Origin of the sequence: Yinghuangia aomiensis (assembly GCF_039542225.1) — a bacterium.
GTDB lineage: Bacteria > Actinomycetota > Actinomycetes > Streptomycetales > Streptomycetaceae > Yinghuangia > Yinghuangia aomiensis.
The window spans coordinates 35915-54495 of the sequence record NZ_BAABHS010000025.1 but is presented as its reverse complement, the minus strand read 5'-3'; the positions used below and the strand labels follow the sequence as shown (position 1 = coordinate 54495).

Sequence of the window (18581 nt, the reverse complement as noted above, 5' to 3'; positions counted from 1 at the left end):
GCACCGTTGCCCGTCGGCAGGACAGGCCGGGAGCGGGACCGCGCCCGGTCGCGACCGGGAACCGGAGGCGAGCAGGTGATTCTCGGCGAGGCGGTCTACACCCCGCCCGGCGCCCAGCGCTCCGCATCCGATCCGGGCCCCGGCGACCGGCGGCGGCGGATACTCATCGTGACCGTCGTGGGCTCGGTTCTGCTCGTCGTCCTGGGCCTGCTGGCCGCGCAGTTCGTGAAGTCGCCGGCGCAGCGGGCCAGCGATGCGGCGCCGCCGGCGAAGTCCCTCATCACCGCGCAGGTGGAATCGCGCCGTCTGGTGGACACCGTCATGCTGCGCGGCAAGGTGACCCCCGCGCAGTCGGTCCAGGTTCCCGCGAACGGCGCCGGGAAGTCCGGCGCCGACGGCGGGGCCGCGGTGGTGACGGGTGTGCGGGTCAAGACGGGGGCGGCCGTGAACGGCGGCCAGGTGCTGCTGGAGATCTCCGGGCGGCCGGTGTTCGTGCTCCAGGGCGACGTCCCCGCGTACCGGGACCTGAAGCCGGGCGCGCAGGGCAAGGACGTCGAACAGCTGCAGAAGGCGCTCAATGCTGTTGGCGTGTCGACCGGTTCGGATGCCGCGGGCTCCTACGGCAACGGCACGCGCGACGGGGTCGCGGCCTTCTACCAGCGCATCGGCTATGCCGCGCCGCAGGCCTCCGCGGCCGGCGACGGCAAGGACGCGGCGGGGCCCGCGGGAGCCATGCTGCCCGCGTCCGAAGTGGTGTTCCTGCGCACTCTCCCCGGCCGGGTGACCGCGCTCGACGCGCAGGTCGGCGAGGCCGTCGCCGAGCACGCGCTGACGCTGTCCGCGGGCACGCTGGTCGTGCGGGGCGCGCTCGCCCCGGCGGACAAGGAACTGGTGCGTACCGGGATGGCCGTGAAGGTGCTGTCCGAGCTGACCGGCGTCGAGGTCGCGGCGACGGTCACGTCGGTCGCCGACACGGCGACCGACCCGGCCGCCGCGGACAAGACGTCGGGTGACGGCAAGGCCGCCGTCTCGGGCGGGCGTTCGTTCGAAGTCGTGGTGACGCCGACCAAGCCGCTGGATCCGCAGCTCGCCGGGCAGGACGTCCGGCTCACCGTCGAGGCCGCCGCGTCGGCCGGTCCCGTGCTCGTCGTCCCGGTGACCGCGGTGTCGGCGACGGCGGACGGCCGCACCGTGGTGACCGTCGTCGGCCCGAACGGCGACCGGCGCCGGGTCGAGGTGCGGCCGGGTGCCACCGCGGGCGGCTTCGTCCAGGTCACCCCGGCCGGGACGGCGAAACTCGGCCCCGGCGAACGGGTGGTGGTCGGCGTGGGCGGCGACGCCGCGGGTGCGGACGGCAAGGGCGCGAAGTGACGCCGCCGGTCATCGCGCTGGAGCGCGTCGGTCTGACCTACCCGGGACCGCCGGAGACGACGGCGCTGGCGGACGTGGACCTGCGGATCGAGACCGGCGAATACGTGACGATCGTCGGCCCGTCCGGATCGGGCAAGTCGACGTTCCTCAACGTGGTCGGCCTGCTCGACCGCCCCACCTCCGGACGCTACTTCCTCGACGGCACGGACACCTCGACCCTCACCGACGCCGAACGCTCCGGCCTCCGCGGAAGCCGCATCGGGTTCGTATTCCAGTCGTTCCACCTCCTGCCGCACCGCACCGCCGCGCAGAACGTCGAACTCTCCATGGTCTACCAGGGAGTTCCGCACAGCGAACGGGTCGTCCGGGCCCGCCGCGCCCTGCTCCTCGTCGGCCTGCGGCACCGCATGACGGCGATGCCCACCACGATGTCCGGCGGCGAACGCCAACGCGTCGCGATCGCCCGGGCGTTGGCGGGCAAGCCGAAGCTGCTGCTGTGCGACGAGCCGACCGGCAACCTCGACAGCGCGACCGCCGACGAAGTCCTCGCGCACCTCGACGCGCTCCACGGCGCCGGCATGACCATCCTGCTGATCACCCACGACCCGGCGGTCGCCGCCCGCGGCACCCGCAGCCTGGCCATCCGCGACGGACGGCTCACCGTGCGGGCCCCGCGGGACGTGGTCCGGTGAAGCGCTTGCCGCAGATCCGGTGGCGGCCGGGCCGGCGGCCGGCCTCGGACCTGCCGCGCTCCACCTTCGGCCGCCGCGACCTCGTCCGGCAGTCCATGGCCGGGATGCTCCAACGTCCCGCACGGTCGATGCTGACGGTGCTCGGCACCGTCCTCGGCGTCGGCACGTTCGTCGCGGTGCTCGGCCTGACGGCGACCGCGGGCGCGCAGATCGACGAACGGTTCGACCGGTTCACCGCGACCGAGGTCACGGTGCAGGACACCGGCGGCAGCGACGCCGACTACGTGCCCAACTCCTTCCCCTCGGACGCGGACACCCGGGTCGGCGCCCTCAACGGGGTGACGGCCGCCGGCACGTACTGGACGGTGCGGCTGAGCCCCGAGGACGACATCCGCTCGCTGCCGACCGGCCGCGGCCCGGCCGGCGAACGCCCGCCGCTCGTCGCCGCCACCGCGGGCGTCTTCGGCGCCGCCGAGGCGCAGTTCACCCAAGGCCGGTCCTGGGACGCCTTCCACGACGGCCGCGGCGAACGCGTCGCCGTGATCGGCGCCGGAGTCGCCGCACGACTCGGGATCACGACGCTGGAGACCCAGCCGGCCGTGTTCATCGCCGACAAGCCGTTCACCGTGATCGGCATCCTCGGCAGCACCAAGCGCATGCCCGACCTCCTGGTGTCGGTGCTGGTGCCGCGCACCGCCGCCGAGGCGCTCTGGGGACCCCCGGACGCGGGCGAACGCGCCGCGATGCTGATCTCCACCCGCATGGGTGCCGCCCGGCAGGTCGCCCAGGAATCCCCTTACGCGCTGCGCCCCGAACACCCCGATTACTTCAAGCCGATACCGCCGCCGGACCCGCGGACCCTGCGCAACAACGTCACGTCCGACCTGGACACGCTGTTCCTGATGCTGGCCGGGATCTGCCTGGCGATCGGCGCGGTCGGCATCGCCAACACCACCCTGGTCGCGGTCATGGAACGCACCGCCGAGATCGGACTGCGCCGCGCGCTGGGTGCGCGCGGCGTCCACGTCCTGGCCCAGTTCATCGCCGAATCGGCGGCGCTCGGCGCGGTCGGCGGCCTGATCGGCACCAGCCTCGGCACCATCGCCGTGGTCGGCACGGCCGTGGCGCGCGACTGGACGCCGGTCGTGCATCCCGGCACGGTGCTCGCGGCGCCGTTCATCGGGATGCTGACCGGGCTGGTCGCGGGACTGTACCCGTCGTGGCGGGCGTCCCGGATCGAGCCGGTCGAAGCACTGCGCCGGTGACCGGTGCCGCGGCCGCGGCCTTACCCGGCGTTGCTCATCAGCAGATGCCCGCGCCGGAACCGCTCGCCTTCGAGGGGTTCGCGGAGCATCCGGCCGACCTCGGTGAAGCCCGCCGCACCGGCCATGGCGGCCAGGTCGTCGACCGGCCAGCGATAGGCGGTCGTCACCTTGTGGTCGAACGGGGTGACCGGACCGCCCTCTGCCTCGAAGAAGCCGAGCGCGAGATGCCCGCCGGGCGCGAGGAGCCGCCGGAACTCGGCGAAGTAAGAGGGGAGTTCGACCGGCGGCGTGTGGATGACCGAGTACCACGACAGGATGCCCTGCAGGGTGCCGTCGGGGAGGTCCACGGCGGTCATCGAGCCGATCTCGAAGCGGATGTCCGGGTAGTCCGCGCGGGCGAGTCCGATCATCGCCGAGGACAGGTCGATGCCGAAAATATCCGCGAGGCCCAGATCGCGCAGGTGTGCGGTGGTTTGGCCGGGACCGCAGCCGAGTTCGGCCACCGGACCGCGGCCGTGCACGAGTTCCGCGAAGACGGCGAGGAACGCGCGGTCGAGGGGCGTGGTGTCGAGGGCGTTGCGTGCCATGTCGGCGTAGAGGGTGGCGACGGCGTCGTACGCGTCGGCGGTGGTGGCGAGGTAGGCGGGCGCTTGGGCAGGGGAGGCGTCGGTCACGGGACACGACCCTAACGGCCGAGGGAAATACCTCATTTACTCGCCGCAGGACATATCCGGCCGGATCCGTGACCGCCGTTTTGCCGATGTCCCGGGAGGATGCTCGGCGCGCTATGCCATCACGCAGGCCACGTGCATCACTTGCGTTACCCACGGGGAGGAACCCATGAACGTCTTCCGGACGCGGAGGTCCGTCGCGGCGATAGCCGGATTGGTGGTGGCCGGTTCGCTGGTCCTGACCGGCTGCAACGACTCCAAGAAGAGCAGCGGCGAGAAGACCAACCCGGACTCGGGGCCGCCGTCGGGCGTCTCCACGGCCGCCGCGTCGAACACCCCCTCGGCGGGTTCCTCGGCCGACGCGACGGCGCCGACGAGCGCGGCGAACGGCGGAGGTTCGGGCTCCGGCGGCAGCGCCGCCAAGCCCGGCACGACGCTGAAGATCGGCGAAGCGGCGACCATCGACTTCCAGAGCGGCTCGACGAAGGGCACGGTCACCATGACCGTGACGTCGATCGACGCAGGCTCGCCGGCCGACCTGTCCTCGCTGAAAATGACCGGCAGCGGAAGCATCTCGGGACTGACCCCGTACTACATCAAGTACACGATCACGAACGCCGGGACGACGGACCTGTCGTACACGTCGGCGACCAACATGCACGGCCTGATGCCGGACGGCGGCATGGCGCAGCCGCTGATCCTGTTCGGCGCCGACTTCCCCAAGTGCACGGACAAGACCGCCCCGACGGCCTTCACCAAGGGCAAGTCGTTCGACACCTGTGTGATCGCGCTGGCCCCGAGCAGCAGCAAGGTCGCGGGTGCGGAGTGGACCGAGGAGCCGTACGACCAGCCGGGCAAGTCCGTCAGCTGGGGTGTCGCCCCGCGCTGACCCGGGCACCGGACGTGGACCACCGCGTCCGCACGCCGTGACCCGACCACGCCGCACGCCGGGGGACCGCCGCCGCGATCCGCCCGGCGTGCGACGGCGTGAGCACCCTCCGTGCCGGAGGGATATGCCCGTTGTCCGGCCGTTCGGGCGTACGGCAACATCCGGGCCATGGTGCGCGACGTCTTCTTCGTTCTGCTGGGCGCCTTCCTGGCGTACCTGGGGTGGTGGTGCATACGCACCTTCGTCGCCGAACGAAAGATGAAGCGCGACGGCATGCCCGCGACAGCGGTGGTCGTTCGCGTCGGCTACGACACCGACGACGACGGCGACAAGCACTGGATCGTCGCCGAGTTCACGACCGCGGACGGCGCCGAGGTGGTCACGGACCGGCTCTCCGTGCACAGCGCCCGCGAGGTCGGCGACACCGAGGACGTCACCTACCTGCCGACCGCACCCACGACCGTGTCCGTGGTCGCCAACCGAGACCGGGCCACGGCCGTGGCGCTCGTCCTCGTGATGATGCCGGCCTGCCTCGTCATCGGCCTGGGCATGCTCGGCATCGGGCTGGCGGGATTCCTCGGCTAGCCGCCCCAGGTGAACTCCGGCGCCCGGCGCTCGGTGAACGCGGCCAAGCCCTCCCGGACGTCGGTCGAAGCACGCGAAGCCTGTTCCCAGGTGTGGACGCGGTCGGGATCGATCGTTTCCGAACCCAGCAGGTCCTTTGCTGCACGCACGGTCAGTTGGGAGCGGGAGGCGATCGTGGCGGCGACGGCGTAGACCCGCTCCTCGGCGTCGTCGGGGCCGTAGACGGCTTCGACGAGGCCCGCTTCGTGCGCCTGCCGACTGTCGATCAGGTCCGCCGTGAACAGCAGGTACTTCGCCGTCGAGACGCCGACCAGCCGCGCCAGACGGTGCGTCGAGGTGGCGTCGTAGACGATGCCGAGCTTCGCCGGGGTGACGCCGAACCGGGCGGTGCTGTCGGCGAAGCGGAGGTCGCACGCGACCGCGAGCTGGCAGCCGCCGCCCACGCACGGGCCCTGGATCAGGGCGATCGTCGGCTTGGGGAACGCCGCCAGCGCCTGTTCGGCGGTCGCGTTGAGCGCGTGGTACGCGTCGGCGGACTCGGCGGTGGCGTAGTGCCCGCGCAGCTCGCGGATGTCGGCGCCGGCCGAGAAGACCCCGCCGGTGCCGCGGAGGACCAGGACCCGCACCTCGGCGTCGTGCGCGAGCACGTCCAGCAGGGCCGGGATCGCCGACCACATGGCCGCGGTGAGAGCGCCCTTGGCCTGCGGGCGGTCGATGCGGAGCGTGGCGATGCCGTCCTCGACGGTGGCGACCAGCCCGTCCGCGCCGGTGTCCAACTGACGTGCGCCCATGCGTATCGGCCCCTTCCGAGGTTCGCGAGATGCCGGTCGGGAGACCGATCCGGCTGCCGTACCGGTCACGGTACGGGTTGCCCGCCGGGCACCCGACTCCGCATTACCTATGCGCGACTGATTCCGCCCCCGGTGCCGCTCCGTAGGTTCATGGGCAGAGGGAGACGCCGCAAGTGCCCCGCACCGAAGACCCGACACGGGACCGGAGCAAGAGCCGGAAACCCCGACCCACGAGGAGCCCGCCATGACCGCCTACGCCATCGCCCAGGTCAACTCCGTCCGGTTCAACGCCGAGATCGTCGAGTACCTGCTGCGCATCGACGCCACCCTCGACCCGTTCGGCGGCCGGTTCATCGTCCACGCCCCCAAGGACCTGCGGGTGATGGAAGGCACCTGGGGCGACGCCGGGACGATCGTCATCGAGTTCCCGTCCATGGACGCCGCGGCGGCCTGGTGGGACAGCCCCGCCTACGGGGAGATCCTCCCGCTCCGCACCCGGCACATGGACGCGGACATCATCCTTGTCGAAGGCGTCCCGGCCGGATACCGCGCCGAGCACGGGGTGAAGGAGCAGTGACCGCGCCCACGGGCAGCGGTCGCGGCTACTTCTCCGGTCCGCGCCGCGGCTCGATGCTCTTGTCGAGCCCGGCCGTCCGCTTGTCGACCGGCGGCGTCGGCATCATGCCGTACGCGCCGCCGGTGCTGACCTCGTTGGCCAGCATCGTTTCGACGTGCTCTCCGAGCTCCTGGGGCCGGTTCACACGCCCGATGGTCTTCCGCAGCCTGCGCTGCGCGTCGACCACGCGAGGATCCGGACTCGAATGCAGTCCCGCGGCGTTGTCCAACCCCGCGGCGGCCTTCGCGGTCATGGACCGGAGGTCGCTTCCGGCCCTGGCACGCGGCCCGGGGGCAGGCCGACGTGGGGCGGGTTGCCGCAGCGCGCGAGTCGGCGGCTGTTCGGGGCCGCCGCGTTCGGGGCCTGTACGTTCGGGACCGCGGCGAGGTGTCGCCGAGGATGCCGCCGCGGCCAGTTCGGCCCGGCGTTCGTCCGCCAGTTGCCGTGCCGTCCGGGCCAACTCGGCGGGGGTTTCCGACCAGTTGTCCGGCCATATGGGGTTTTCGGGGGCTATTCCGGACTGTACGCGGTGCGCGAGCTTGTCGTAGGCCAGCGCGACGTCGCGGCTTTTTGTGCCCGGTGGGTCGACGTGCCACCGGCCCGGAGCGAGTTCATTGGCCTCTGCGCGCTTGTCGATGGCGCTGCGCAGGAGAGCCGTCGCCTCGGACACGGCCGCCGGCGACTGCGCCGGCTCCGCAGGCGTCCGGTAACTCCGTGAGGCGACTTCGCCCTGCTGGTACGCCTCGGTCCATTTGTCGTCCCACGGCTCCCGTTCGCCGGCGGCCCGGTATGTCCAGCGGGCGGATTCCCGGAGTGCGCCCGAGACGTTCCGGAATCCCGCGGCCAGCTGCCGGGCCTCTTTGCCTCTGCCCATGCGCTTCGCCATGGCATCGAGGCTCTCGGCGAGGATGACCGCCCGGTCGCCTTCGTAGCGGAGCCCCCACGAAGCGCCTTTGATCTCGTCGCGGAACTCGCCGCCCTTGGCATAGCGTCGGTCGAACGCCTCGTTCAGCCGGGCGGTGACTTGCGCGGCATGCCGATCGTGCCACGTGCGGTCCCGGTCGGCGATCCAGCGGCCGAGGGGGCCGCCCAAGCGTTGGCCGCGGACGTGTTCTCTCGCCTCGGCGGCCAGCGGCTCCCAAGTGACGTTGAGGGTCTGCCGTTTGCCTCGCGTGTGGGCCAGGAAGGCCACCAAAGCGGTACCTCCGGTCCGGGCCCGACGCGGGTCATCCTACGGAGCTGCTGGCGCGTAGATAAGGACATGCGACGCGGGGCCGAGTGCCGAAGGCGCGGGCGGCCCGCGGCGGCGGTGCCGCGCTCGGAGGTGCGCGGCACCGCCGGATGTGCGGGGGACGGGCCGTCGTGGTCAGGTCGGCCCGTCCCGCCCCGGAGGCAAGGCCTCCCGGGACAGGACTCGTTGGTGCGAATCCCCGGACGAGTCTGCCGAGTTGGGGTCGTAGGACCAATCCGCCATTCGGGGGAAGCGCTACGCCGTCCTTCGGCGCAAGGTCATCGAACCCAGCACGAGGGCTGCTGCCGCGCTGCCCGCGACGACGGCGATGTCGACGACGAAGTCGCCGCCGACGTGGGATGACGTGGTGAGCTGGTTCATGGCGTCCACGGCGTAGGAGAGCGGCAGGACGTCGGAGATCACGCGCAGCGCCGGCTGCATGTCGTCGCGGGGGACGAAGAGCCCGCACAGCAGGAACTGAGGGAGAACGACCGCCGGCATGAACTGCACGGCCTGGAACTCCGTGTCGGCGAAGGCACTGACGAGCAGCCCGAGGGCAAGCCCGAGCAGTGCGTCGAGGACGGCGACCAGGAGCAGCAGCCACGTCGACCCGGCGATGTCGAGGCCGAGCAGCCCGAGGGACAGCCCGGTGGCGAGCAGGGCCTGCAGCACCGCCATCAGGCCGAAGGCGAGGCCGTAGCCGCCGATGAGGTCGAACTTGCGGATGGGCAGCGTGAGAAGGCGTTCCAGGGTGCCGCTGGAGCGTTCCCGGAGCGTGGCGACCGAGGTCACGAGGAACATGACGACGAACGGGAAGATGCCGAGCAGCGGGCCGCCGATGCGGTCGAACATCGGTGCGTTGCCCGCGTAGAGCCACCGCAGCAGGGCGAGCAGCAGGCACGGGACGAGCAGCATCAGGGCGATCGTCCGCGGATCGTGCCGGAGTTGGGCGAGGACGCGGCGGGCGGTGGCGAGGAGCGGGGTCATCGTGGATCGGCCTCTCCGCCGGCACGGGTGGCACCCTCGGGGCCTTCGGCGCCCGCGCCCGCATCCGCACCCGCTTCGATGAGGGCGAGGAAGGCGGACTCGGCGTCCGCGGCACCGGTGGTTTCCCGCAGGGACGCGGGGGTCTCGTCGGCGAGGAGCCTGCCGTCGCGGAGGAGCAGGAGGCGTTGGCAGCGGTCCGCTTCGTCCATGACGTGGCTGGAGACCAGCAGCGTGACGCCGTCCGCGGCGAGGCGGTGGAAGAGGTCCCACAAGTCGCGGCGGAGCACGGGGTCGAGGCCGACGGTGGGTTCGTCGAGCACGAGGAGTTCGGGTGTGCCGAGCAGCGCCGCGGCGAGGGAGACGCGGGCGCGCTGGCCGCCGGAGAGGTGCGAGACGCGGTCCTTGGCGTGCGCGTCCAGGTCGACTTCGTGGATCACGCGGTCGACGTCGTTCTTGGGGACGCGGAGCAACGCGGCGAAGTAGTCGAGGTTCTCGCGCACGGTGAGGTCCGTGTAGACGGACGGGGCCTGCGTGACGTAGCCGAGCCGGGTGCGGAGGCTTGCGTGTCCGGCGGGGCGCCCCAGCACGGTGAGGGTGCCTTGGACGTGCGCCTGGACGCCGGTCAGGGCGCGCATGAGCGTGGTCTTGCCGCAGCCGCTCGGCCCCAGCAGGCCGGTGACGCTGCCGCGCGGGACGGTGAAGGTCAGGTCGTGGAGGACGGTGCGGCCGCCGCGTACGACGGTGAGGCCGGCGGCGTCGATGGCCGGGGTGACGGCCGTGCGTGGGTCCGGATCCGGGGTCGGCATGCGCCGAATATCGAGGGCGGCGGTGAGCCGGTCAAGGGGCTAGGGCGTGGCGGATCTACGGTGCGGCCGCGCGATGCCGGTGCTGCGGCCCGAGCACGCGCAGTTCGTCGAGGACCGAGGTGCCGCCGGGCGGCGGGGTGAAGATCCGCAGGCGCTGGTCCGCGGCGGGGGTGGCCAGGACTTCGCAGTCGAGGTCGATCCGCCCCAGGTCGGGGTGCACGAGCCGGTAGGGGTGCGAGCGGCGCACGGCGACCTCGTGCCGCTCCCACAGTTCGGCGAACTCCGGGCTCGCGGCCTGGAGTCGGGCCACCAACGCGCGCGAGGCCGCGTCGTCGCCGCGGCGGGTCGTCGCGGCGCGCAGGTCGGCGACCAGCTGCCGGGCTTGCTCGTCGTGTTCCTCGGCGGCGAAATGGCCGCGCACGTCGGCGTCGGTGAACCAGCTCAGCACGATGTTGCGGTCTTCCTCGGCGACCGTGCACACGCACCCGAAGAGGGCGAGCGCCAGGTCGTTCTGGGCGAGGAGGTCGCCGAGGTCGCTCACCACCTGCACGGGCACGTCGTCGAGCCGGTCGAGGAGGTAGCGCAGACCCGGCCGCAGGTACTCCCCGGCTCGGGCGCCCTCCGGCGGGCGGTGCCCGGCCAGCAGGTAGAGGTGGTCCCGCTCGTCCTCGGTCAGCCGCAGCGCCGCCGTCAGTGCGGCGAGCACCTGCATGGACGGCTGGGAGCCGCGGGCCTGCTCAAGCCGCATGTAGTAGTCGGCGGACATCCCCGCGAGGATCGCGACCTCCTCGCGGCGCAGGCCGGGGATGCGGCGGCGCGTCCCTTCCGGCAGTCCCACGTCGCGCGGCGTCAGCCGCTCGCGCGAGCGGCGCAGGAAATCGGCCAGGTCGGGGCGGTTCGGTGTCATCGCCTTCGCAGGATAGCCCGGCGGTGTCGGCGGGCACCGGGGTCGCGTGCGGCTCATCCTGGGAGCGCGACTCCTAGGGGAAGGCCTCCGATTTCGCGGTCCTGACGGCGGCGGCACGATCGGTGGCGGGCCGGTCGAGGGCCCGTCCGACGAGCAGATCGGTGGTCGCATCATGGAAGCAATCGTCACGGAATCCGTCCTGGCAGTCTCCGGCGCGCGGCTGCGCTACACCGTCCGCGGGGACGGCCCGCTGCTCCTGCTGGTGGCGGGCGGCCACCACGGCGTCGACGCGAACGAACCGCTCGCCCGCCACCTCGCCGACCGCTACCGGGTCCTGACCTTCGACCGCCGTGGCCTGGCGGGGAGCACGGCCGACGCCCCCGCGACGTCGATCGGCACGCACGCCGAGGACGTCTCCGCGCTGCTGTCGGCGCTGACGTCGGAGCCCGCGTTCGTGTACGGCACGAGCTTCGGCGCTCTGATCGCCCTGGAGCTGACCGTCCGGCACCCGGAGCAGGTCGCGAGGCTGATCGCGCACGAACCGGCCGTCCCACAGGTGCTGCCGGAACCCGACGTCGCCCTGGGGCAGTTGGAGACTGTCGAGGAGATCTTCCGGGCGGAGGGCGCGGTGGCGGCCATGCGCCGCTTCGCCGCCGACCTCGACATCGACGCGAGCGACGCCGAGCCGGACCTGCCGACCCGGACCCCGCGGCCCGAGCACCGCCGGGATGCGGAGGTGCTCCTGACCTACGATCTGCCCGCCATCCGCACCCACCTCCTCGACGTGGCCGCGCTCAAGGGCGCGACGCCGAAGATCGTGCCGGCCGCGGGGGAGAACTCCAGCCACGTCTGGCCGCACGCGAGCGCCGCGATGCTCGCGGGTGAGCTGGGCACGCCCTTGGAGCTGTTCCCGGGCGGCCACAACGGCTACGTCTTCCAGCCTCGGGGCACCGCGGAGCGGATCCGCACGGTCCTCGGCTCCTGACGTGGACGGGTGCCGATCCGCGGGGCCGACTCGCACGGTCGGCCCCGCACACGGCACCCGGATTCGGCCCGATACGCTCCCAAATGCCGACTGAACGTCCCCTGGGAACGGTGGAAGATGCTGGACACGATCGTCGTCGGAGCCGGAATCTCCGGCATTACGGCGGCGCGGCTGCTGCACGACGCAGGACAGCGTGTGGTGGTGCTCGAAGCCCGGGACCGCATCGGCGGGCGGATGTGGACGGACCGCGAGGCCGGGTTCCCCGTCGACCGCGGCGCCTCGTGGATCCACGGGATCAACGGCAACCCGCTCGCGCACCTGGTCGAGGCGCTCGGGATCGACACGCGCGAGTTCACCGTGGGGAGCTTCCAGGCCGGCGGCCGCCCGATCGCCGACTACGACGAGTCGCGGCAACGGCTGGACGACGAGGCGACCCGTCAGTGGATCGCCGACGTCGCCGCGGCCGACGAAGCGCTCCTGCGCACCGCCGCGGCGGCGGCTCCCGGCGAGAGCTACGCCACCGCGACCGACCGCACCCTGGCCGAGACCGGCTGGGAGGCCGGACGCGTCGAACGCCTCCGGGCCTTCTACCGCCACCGCACCGAGGAGCAGTGCGGCGCAGAGATCGAGCAGGTCGACGCGCACGGCCTCGACGAGGACGCCATCGACGGCGACGAGGTCATCTTCCCGGGCGGCTACGACGTGGTTCCCCGGACGCTCGCCGAAGGCCTCGACGTACGCCTGGAAACCGTGGTGACCGCGGTCGCCAGGACGGCGGACGGCGTGCGGGTCGAGACCGCGGACGCGTCCTTCGAGGCCCGCCACGTGATCGTCACCGTGCCGCTCGGGGTGCTCAAGGCCGGGGCGATCACGTTCACGCCCGCGTTGCCCGAGGCCGTCGCGGGACCGATCGCGCGGCTCGGCATGGGCGTGTTCAACAAGGTCTTCCTGCAGTTCCCGGACCGGTTCTGGCCGGACGGCGTCTACGCGATCCGGCAGCACGGAAGCCCCGGCGTCCCGTGGCACTCCTGGTACGACGTCTCCGCGGTGAGCGGTCAGCCGATGCTGCTGACCTTCGCCGGGGGTGCGTGGGCACGGGAGATCGAGCAGAAGACGGACGACGAGATCGTCGCGTCAGTCGTCGGTGCCCTCCGTGCGATCTACGGCGACGCCGTGCCCGAGCCCGTGGCGCACTGGATCACCCGCTGGGGCAGCGACCCGCTCGCCCTCGGCTCCTACTCCTACATCGCCGCGGGCTCGTCGCACCGCGACCACGACGCGCTGGGCGAACCGGTCGACGGCGTCCTGCACTTCGCGGGCGAAGCCACCTGGGGGACCTCGCCGGCCACGGTCGACGGCGCCTTCCAGTCCGGGCACCGGGTCGCCGAGCGGATCCTGGGCGCGCCGGTCGCGTTCGGCGAGCTGACGCGGGTCGTGGGCGCTTCCTGACGAGGTGGCGCCGGAGGTGGCGGCGCGCCGGTCACGGTGTGACCTTGCGCCGCCACCCGCGGGTCACTCCCCGGTCAGGAAGTCCAGCACGAACTTGTTGACCTCGGCCGGGCGTTCGAGGGAAAGCCAGTGCCCGGCACCTTCGAAGCGCTCGTAGCGGAACGGCGCGTCGACGTGCTCGGCGGAGCGGGTGATGAAGTCCTCGGTGAGGGCGATGTCCTCGGTGCCCCACAGGGCCATCGTGCGGGAGGTCACGGTGGGGGTGGGGAGCGCGTCGGTCACCAGGGATTCCGGGGTGACGTTGGTGCGGTACCAGGCGAGGGCGGCCTGGAGGGCTCCCGGGCGGGCAAGGTGCTGGGCGTACTCGTCGACGTCGGGGGAACTGGCCAGCCACTCGCGGAGCTTGGCCCAGTCGTTCTGGGACAGCCAGGTCTCGGCGACACCGCGGAACTGGAAGAGCAGCACGTAGAACGACTTGGCGTTCTGCTCGACGCTGCGCTCCTTGAAGGTGTTCGGGTGGCCGACCGAGAGCACGGTGAGCCGGTCGACGCGCTGCGGGAAGTAGCCCGCGAACGACCAGGACAGGACGGCGCCGTAGTCGTGGCCGACGACGTGCGCCTTGTCGATGCCGTAGTGGTCGAGGATCGCGTTGACGTCGGCGAGGATGTTCGCGATCGCGTAGGTCGACTCGTCCTCGGGACGGTCGGTGTCGCCGCAGCCGCGCAGGTCGGGCGCGATGACGCGGAATCCGGCGTCCGCGAGCACCGGGACGAGGTACCGCCACAGCGCGGAGGAGTCCGGCCAGCCGTGCAGCAGGAGGACCGGCTGCCCGTTCGGGTCGCCCTCGACGACCACCGAGAAGGTGATGCCGTTCGCGTGGATCCGCTCGCGGTTCAGCCCGTCGCTGTGGATCGACGGCTCGGTGAGCGGGGTGGGGGTGGTCGCCATGAGGCCCTCCGTATTTCTTTACGTTACGCCTCGTAAAATATTCAGGCGATGCGGGGATTGCAATGCCTGACGGGTTCGAGCGGGGGGCTCAGTCGGCCGCGGGGCGTCCCGCGCCCTGCACCACCAGCTCGGCGACGGAGCGGGCGAAGCCCGGTCCAACACGGCGGCTGCTGCTCAGGGTGGAGTAGAGGACGACGGCGCTGAGGGTGTCGTAGAGCAGGTCCGCGTCAAGGTCGGCGCGGGCCTGGCCGCGGGCGACCGCGGCGTCGACCAGGTCGCGGAACGCGGCGCGGACGGCGTCCAGCCGGGTGTTCAGGGCTTCCCGGAGTTCCGGCTGGTCGCGGTAGTCGGCGAGGAGGCCGGGGACCGCGGAGGCGGTTTCCGGTCGCTGGAACGACACCAGCGCGGCCTCCACGAAGCGTTCGATGTCGTCGGTGAAGTCGCGCCCGGCGGCGGACTCGGCGGAGTCGTCGTCGGGCGCGGTGAAGTGCACGTCCTGGGCCGGGTAGACGGCCTCGTGGACGAGGTGCGCCTTGGTCGGCCAACGGCGGTAGACGGTGGGACGCGAGACCCCGGCGCGGCGGGCGACGCCCTCGATGCTGAGCCGGTTGTAGCCCTGTTCGCGCAGCAGCTCGCGGACGGCGTCGAGGATCGCGTCGTCGGTACGCGGGTCACGCGGGCGTCCGGGGCCGGGTCCGGTGCCGGTTCCGGACGGTCCGGGGTTGCTGGCGGTCACTGGGACTCCTGGGGTCGTACGCGGGCTCGGGCGCGGGCGGGGGCGGGGCGGGTCAGGTGGCCAGTTCGCACCACACGGTCGAACAGTCTGGCTCACGCGTGAATCCCCACCGCGCCGACAGGCGGTCGACGAGGAACAGGCCGCGGCCGGTCAGGGTGTCCAGGTCGGGGGCTTGGAGCGAGGGGAGACCGAAACCCTTGTCCGACACGCCGATGCGAACCGCGGATGCGTCCTTCGTGAGAGTGAGTTGCGGACGGCCGCCGGCGTGCCGGATCACGTTCGTCACCAGCTCGGAAGCGAGCAGTTCGGCGTCATCCGAAAGGGTGGCGAGCGAGCGTCCGCGCAGGAAGGCGCGGGTGTGCGCCCGCGCGAGACCGGCGGCGCGCGGGTCGTCGGGGAGGTCGAAGACGCGTTCGAAAGCGGGTGGCATGAGTGGAACCCCTTCTCGAAAATGTTGCAGAGTGTGGTTCCAGCGTCGCTGTCCGGAGTTAGTCTTGACAGCGTTGGCCAGCCAGCAACGGCGAAGCCGGACAGGGGGATTGGATCATGGGCAGCCCGAAGTACCTGGACCCGTCGAAGTCACCACGTGCGTTCTACGGTGCCGAGCTTCGCCGGCTGCGCGAGCAAGCAAACCTGACGCAAGACCGGTTGGGGGAGCTGGTGTTCTGCTCGGGGGCGTATCTCGGCCAGATCGAGGCGGCGGTGCGCCAACCCCAGTTGGACATGTCCGTCCGCCTCGACGGGATCCTGAAGACGGGTGGCCTGCTGGCCCGGCTGTGCGAGCTGGTCAACCAGACCAAGCACGCGGTCTACTTTGCCGGGGTCGTTGACCTCGAGCAGCGGGCGGACAGCATCTCCGAGTTCGCGCCCATGATCGTGCCTGGCCTGCTGCAGATCGAGCAGTATGCGCGTGAGCTGACGCACGCGGTGGTGCCTTGGGTGCCCGATGACGTTGTGGGCGAGCGAGTGCGTGCCCGGCTGGAGCGTGCAGCGATCGTGAAGGACGCCGAAGGGCCGCGGCTTTGGTTCGTGCTGCACGAAGCCGTGCTTCAGTGCGTCGTCGGTGAAGCGGCTGTGATGCGTGACCAGCTCTGGCACATCATCGACCTGATCCGCGCTCGACGCATCGTGGTGCAGGTGATGCCTCGATCGGCTGGCGCCGAGGGGCACATCAGTGAGTCGCTCATGCTGATGACCTTCGACGATGCTCCGCCGCTGGCCTACGTCGAGGGCGTGCACACTGGGTTGTTGCTGGATGATCCAACGCTGGTAGCCAGCTACCGACAGTCCTACGATCTCGCTAGGGCTGTCGCCTTGTCGCCGATGGCCTCACTCGAACTGATCTCGACAGTCGCGGAAGGCTATTCGGAATGCGCGTAGTGCAGCCTGCGGGCTGGCGCAAGTCGTCCTACAGCAACGCCACTGGGGGCAACTGCGTGGAGGTAGCGCGAAGTTGGCGCACAAGTTCCTACAGCAACGGGACAGGAGGCAACTGCGTGGAAGTCGCCGACGCATGGCGGAAGTCCTCGCACAGCGGTGGCAACGGTGGTGAGTGCGTGGAGGTCAACATGGTGGCCGACACCCTCGTCCCCGTCCGCGACTCCAAGGACACGACCCGGGGCCACCTCCTCATCCCCTCCACCTCTTGGGCCTCACTCACCGGGGCGCTCAAATAGCGCCTCTGCCACCCGCGTTCGGGCGTACAACACGATCCGACCGCTGCGGTGCGCGCTGACCAGTCCGGCAGCCCGCATCGCCCCCAGATGCTGCGAGATCGCGCCCGGCGTCTTCCCGAGCCGTCGGGCGAGGTCCGCAGTGCACGCCGGGGCCCCAAGCTCCGCGAGAATGTTGGCGCGCCCCCGCCCCAAAATGCGCGCCAACGCCGCGGAGCCGGGCTCCGGCCTCGGCTGCCACGCCTGGTTGCCCACATCCCCCCGTGGTGGGTACCGGAGCGTCGGCAGGGGTTCGTCGTACCCGAGGGTCACGAAGACCTCGGGTACGACGAACACCGAGGGTACGAGCAGCAGTCCGCGGCCACCGAGCGTCTTCCGCCCGCTGGTGAACCGGTGCCTCAAGTGCAGCGTGTCGCCATGCCACGACACATCCGGGCTCAGATCAGCGAACAGCCGCTGCGCCCCACCCTCCGCGAACCTCTTGGCCCGGTACCGGACATCGGCCTCCGCCAGAGTCTGCACGCGCGGCCAGAACGGCGCCATGGCCACTTCCCAGTACGCCTCGATCTCCTCCGCGAGCATCGCCAGCGACCGCGCCGGATCCTTCCGCATCGCCGCCACCGCCCGCACCGGCCCCAGCGGCGACGTGCGGACCAACTCCGGTGGTGTTGCCCGCAGCGCGGCGAGTTCGAGGTCGAGCGTGGGGTGCGCCGTCGTCGGCGGTGCCGCAAGGAAGCCCGGGATGCTCAGTGTCGGGACCTCGACCAGCGAGGTGAGCATCGGGATCCGGAGCTTCGCCGCGGCGATCCGGTCGAGGGCCTGGTGGGTCCAAACGCGGTGCAGGCCTTGCTCGTCCGCACCCATCAGCACGCGGACGCTGGCCACGACCTCCCACAGCGGGGAGACCGCGAAGCGCGTCCGGGCAACGTCGTCAGCGGTGAACTCGATGTCGACGACCCCGCCGACAAACCGCGCTTCCGGCATCATTCGGCACAGGCTAAATCATTTACGTGCCAACACGAAAACCCGCAGCGTATGGGGCATGTCGCTCTGGGTCACCGCCCGCACGCCCGGCCTCCCGGTGCCGTGGCTCGTTGCCATCCGGGCCCAGTCCGTCAGGGCCGCCACGCGCCAGCTCGCCGTCAGCGCCGTCCCACTGACGGCTGCGAGCGCAGAGGGCAGCGCTCGGAGCGTTTGGGCGGCCGACGCTGCGCGGCACTGCGACCGTCTAACCCCAATTTGCAGCCGGAACGCGTGTCGGCGCCGCCGCGGCCGGCTCGCGCGGCGACCGCAGGCTCGCGGGCCCGGTTCTGTTCATGCTCCGAATCGCCCTACCGCTTCCGTCTGTTGTCCACGATGGAGGGCCCGGAGTATGCGGCGATAGGAGTGAGCGGCCGTCTGCCCGGGGAAATTCGGAAGCGCCGAATGGCGCCGATGTGACGCTCTGTCAGGTCCCGACTCCGGGCCGTCTTCCCGGCCTGGCACACACAACGTTTGTTTTGCCCCGACCGGTGTGTTGGTAATAGATGCGGCCGCAGCCGAGGGCTCAGCGAATAGGCCCGCGAACACGCTGTGGCGCGGATCGCCGGACTCTGTTTCACGGCAACCAAAATCCCCGGCTCCGGGATATCCGGGCACGGCCGACGGAATACCGCGGACGAGCCTCGGCGAGTAATTGCGAAAATGCCATTAGCGCGACCGAATAGCCGCGCTTGAAAATAATCGATCATATGTTTCGCAAGCGTCCGAGAGATTATCCCGGCCGATCGCGCGATGGTCTTTCCGGAGGGGTTGCTCGGGGTCTCCGGACGGCGCTTCCGAGGATCCGATTAAAGACTCTTCATCGCTCCATGTCAACGGTGACTGACCATGATTCTTTCGGCCTCGTGGTGCGGCGCCTCGCCGGCGTAAAGAGCGACACGTGTCACCAGTTCCGGCTGTGCAAGATCGGCTTTTCGGCTGCAATGCGGACATGCGGC

20 protein-coding genes are annotated in these 18581 nt (G+C 71.3%); 10 read left to right on the top strand and 10 right to left on the bottom strand.

Annotated features, from left to right (window positions below; genetic code table 11):
- Nucleotides 1–75: 75 nt before the first annotated feature.
- Genes ABEA93_RS29470 through ABEA93_RS29460 form a run of 3 tightly spaced genes read left to right on the top strand, consistent with a single transcriptional unit; the run spans nucleotide 76 to nucleotide 3328 of the window.
- Nucleotides 76–1371: a peptidoglycan-binding protein gene (locus tag ABEA93_RS29470; RefSeq protein WP_345678874.1), complete on the top strand. Its 1296-nt coding sequence runs from the start codon at nucleotides 76–78 to the stop codon at nucleotides 1369–1371.
- Nucleotides 1368–2063: an ABC transporter ATP-binding protein gene (locus ABEA93_RS29465; RefSeq protein WP_345678873.1), complete on the top strand. Its 696-nt coding sequence runs from the start codon at nucleotides 1368–1370 to the stop codon at nucleotides 2061–2063. Before ABEA93_RS29470 ends, ABEA93_RS29465 begins: the two co-directional genes overlap by 4 nt.
- Entirely contained in the window at nucleotides 2060–3328 is a 1269-nt protein-coding gene (locus ABEA93_RS29460; RefSeq protein ID WP_425585146.1) for an ABC transporter permease, read from the top strand. Before ABEA93_RS29465 ends, ABEA93_RS29460 begins: the two co-directional genes overlap by 4 nt.
- Before the next feature lie 20 nt (nucleotides 3329–3348).
- Here ABEA93_RS29460 and ABEA93_RS29455 read toward each other — a convergent pair whose 3' ends face one another.
- Entirely contained in the window at nucleotides 3349–4002 is a 654-nt protein-coding gene (locus ABEA93_RS29455; RefSeq protein ID WP_345678872.1) for a class I SAM-dependent methyltransferase, read from the bottom strand.
- Nucleotides 4003–4168: 166 nt separating this feature from the next.
- Here ABEA93_RS29455 and ABEA93_RS29450 point away from each other — a divergent pair, with 166 nt between their 5' ends.
- Nucleotides 4169–4888, top strand: coding sequence for a hypothetical protein (locus ABEA93_RS29450; protein ID WP_345678871.1), 720 nt, complete (start codon nucleotides 4169–4171; stop codon nucleotides 4886–4888).
- Between the two features lie 168 nt (nucleotides 4889–5056).
- A complete protein-coding gene (locus tag ABEA93_RS29445; protein WP_345678870.1) occupies nucleotides 5057–5473 on the top strand; it encodes a DUF3592 domain-containing protein in 417 nt (138 codons plus the stop codon).
- On the opposite strand, the gene ABEA93_RS29440 is transcribed toward ABEA93_RS29445, so the two are convergent.
- Nucleotides 5470–6264, bottom strand: coding sequence for an enoyl-CoA hydratase/isomerase family protein (locus tag ABEA93_RS29440; protein WP_345678869.1), 795 nt, complete (start codon nucleotides 6262–6264; stop codon nucleotides 5470–5472). The genes ABEA93_RS29445 and ABEA93_RS29440 overlap by 4 nt on opposite strands.
- Before the next feature lie 244 nt (nucleotides 6265–6508).
- On the opposite strand from ABEA93_RS29440, the gene ABEA93_RS29435 reads away from it, so the two are divergent.
- Nucleotides 6509–6841: a DUF1330 domain-containing protein gene (locus tag ABEA93_RS29435; protein WP_345678868.1), complete on the top strand. Its 333-nt coding sequence runs from the start codon at nucleotides 6509–6511 to the stop codon at nucleotides 6839–6841.
- A 25-nt stretch (nucleotides 6842–6866) separates the two neighbouring features.
- Here the strand turns inward: ABEA93_RS29435 and ABEA93_RS29430 are convergent, their stop codons facing one another.
- The 4 genes from ABEA93_RS29430 to ABEA93_RS29415 all read right to left on the bottom strand — a co-directional run bounded on the left by ABEA93_RS29430 (nucleotide 6867) and on the right by ABEA93_RS29415 (nucleotide 10811).
- Nucleotides 6867–8072 carry a hypothetical protein gene (locus tag ABEA93_RS29430; RefSeq protein WP_345678867.1) on the bottom strand — a complete coding sequence of 402 codons (1206 nt, stop codon included), beginning with the start codon at nucleotides 8070–8072 and terminating at the stop codon, nucleotides 6867–6869.
- 294 nt (nucleotides 8073–8366) lie between these two features.
- A complete protein-coding gene (locus ABEA93_RS29425; protein WP_345678866.1) occupies nucleotides 8367–9098 on the bottom strand; it encodes an ABC transporter permease in 732 nt (243 codons plus the stop codon).
- Nucleotides 9095–9904, bottom strand: a complete 810-nt coding sequence (locus ABEA93_RS29420; RefSeq protein WP_345678865.1) for an ABC transporter ATP-binding protein — start codon at nucleotides 9902–9904, stop codon at nucleotides 9095–9097. Before ABEA93_RS29420 ends, ABEA93_RS29425 begins: the two co-directional genes overlap by 4 nt.
- Before the next feature lie 55 nt (nucleotides 9905–9959).
- Nucleotides 9960–10811 carry a helix-turn-helix transcriptional regulator gene (locus tag ABEA93_RS29415; protein ID WP_345678864.1) on the bottom strand — a complete coding sequence of 284 codons (852 nt, stop codon included), beginning with the start codon at nucleotides 10809–10811 and terminating at the stop codon, nucleotides 9960–9962.
- A 172-nt stretch (nucleotides 10812–10983) separates the two neighbouring features.
- Here ABEA93_RS29415 and ABEA93_RS29410 point away from each other — a divergent pair, with 172 nt between their 5' ends.
- Nucleotides 10984–11796 (top strand): alpha/beta fold hydrolase, encoded by an 813-nt coding sequence (locus ABEA93_RS29410; protein ID WP_345678863.1) that lies wholly within the window; start codon nucleotides 10984–10986, stop codon nucleotides 11794–11796.
- 9 nt (nucleotides 11797–11805) lie between these two features.
- On the top strand, nucleotides 11806–13245 hold the full coding sequence (locus ABEA93_RS29405; RefSeq protein ID WP_345678862.1) for a flavin monoamine oxidase family protein: 1440 nt from the start codon (nucleotides 11806–11808) through the stop codon (nucleotides 13243–13245).
- 63 nt (nucleotides 13246–13308) lie between these two features.
- Here ABEA93_RS29405 and ABEA93_RS29400 read toward each other — a convergent pair whose 3' ends face one another.
- The 3 genes from ABEA93_RS29400 to ABEA93_RS29390 all read right to left on the bottom strand — a co-directional run bounded on the left by ABEA93_RS29400 (nucleotide 13309) and on the right by ABEA93_RS29390 (nucleotide 15359).
- A complete protein-coding gene (locus ABEA93_RS29400) occupies nucleotides 13309–14193 on the bottom strand; it encodes an alpha/beta fold hydrolase (protein WP_345678861.1) in 885 nt (294 codons plus the stop codon).
- Nucleotides 14194–14281: 88 nt separating this feature from the next.
- Nucleotides 14282–14929 (bottom strand): TetR/AcrR family transcriptional regulator, encoded by a 648-nt coding sequence (locus ABEA93_RS29395; RefSeq protein WP_345678860.1) that lies wholly within the window; start codon nucleotides 14927–14929, stop codon nucleotides 14282–14284.
- Nucleotides 14930–14981: 52 nt separating this feature from the next.
- On the bottom strand, nucleotides 14982–15359 hold the full coding sequence (locus tag ABEA93_RS29390) for an ATP-binding protein (RefSeq protein ID WP_345678859.1): 378 nt from the start codon (nucleotides 15357–15359) through the stop codon (nucleotides 14982–14984).
- 116 nt (nucleotides 15360–15475) lie between these two features.
- On the opposite strand from ABEA93_RS29390, the gene ABEA93_RS29385 reads away from it, so the two are divergent.
- Both ABEA93_RS29385 and ABEA93_RS29380 read left to right on the top strand, forming a co-directional pair.
- Nucleotides 15476–16309 carry a helix-turn-helix domain-containing protein gene (locus ABEA93_RS29385; RefSeq protein ID WP_345678858.1) on the top strand — a complete coding sequence of 278 codons (834 nt, stop codon included), beginning with the start codon at nucleotides 15476–15478 and terminating at the stop codon, nucleotides 16307–16309.
- On the top strand, nucleotides 16300–16605 hold the full coding sequence (locus tag ABEA93_RS29380; RefSeq protein WP_345678857.1) for a DUF397 domain-containing protein: 306 nt from the start codon (nucleotides 16300–16302) through the stop codon (nucleotides 16603–16605). The genes ABEA93_RS29385 and ABEA93_RS29380 overlap by 10 nt, the downstream gene beginning before the upstream one ends.
- On the opposite strand, the gene ABEA93_RS29375 is transcribed toward ABEA93_RS29380, so the two are convergent.
- Nucleotides 16582–17589, bottom strand: a complete 1008-nt coding sequence (locus ABEA93_RS29375) for an ArsR/SmtB family transcription factor (RefSeq protein ID WP_345678856.1) — start codon at nucleotides 17587–17589, stop codon at nucleotides 16582–16584. The genes ABEA93_RS29380 and ABEA93_RS29375 overlap by 24 nt on opposite strands.
- Between the last annotated feature and the right edge of the window lie 992 nt (nucleotides 17590–18581).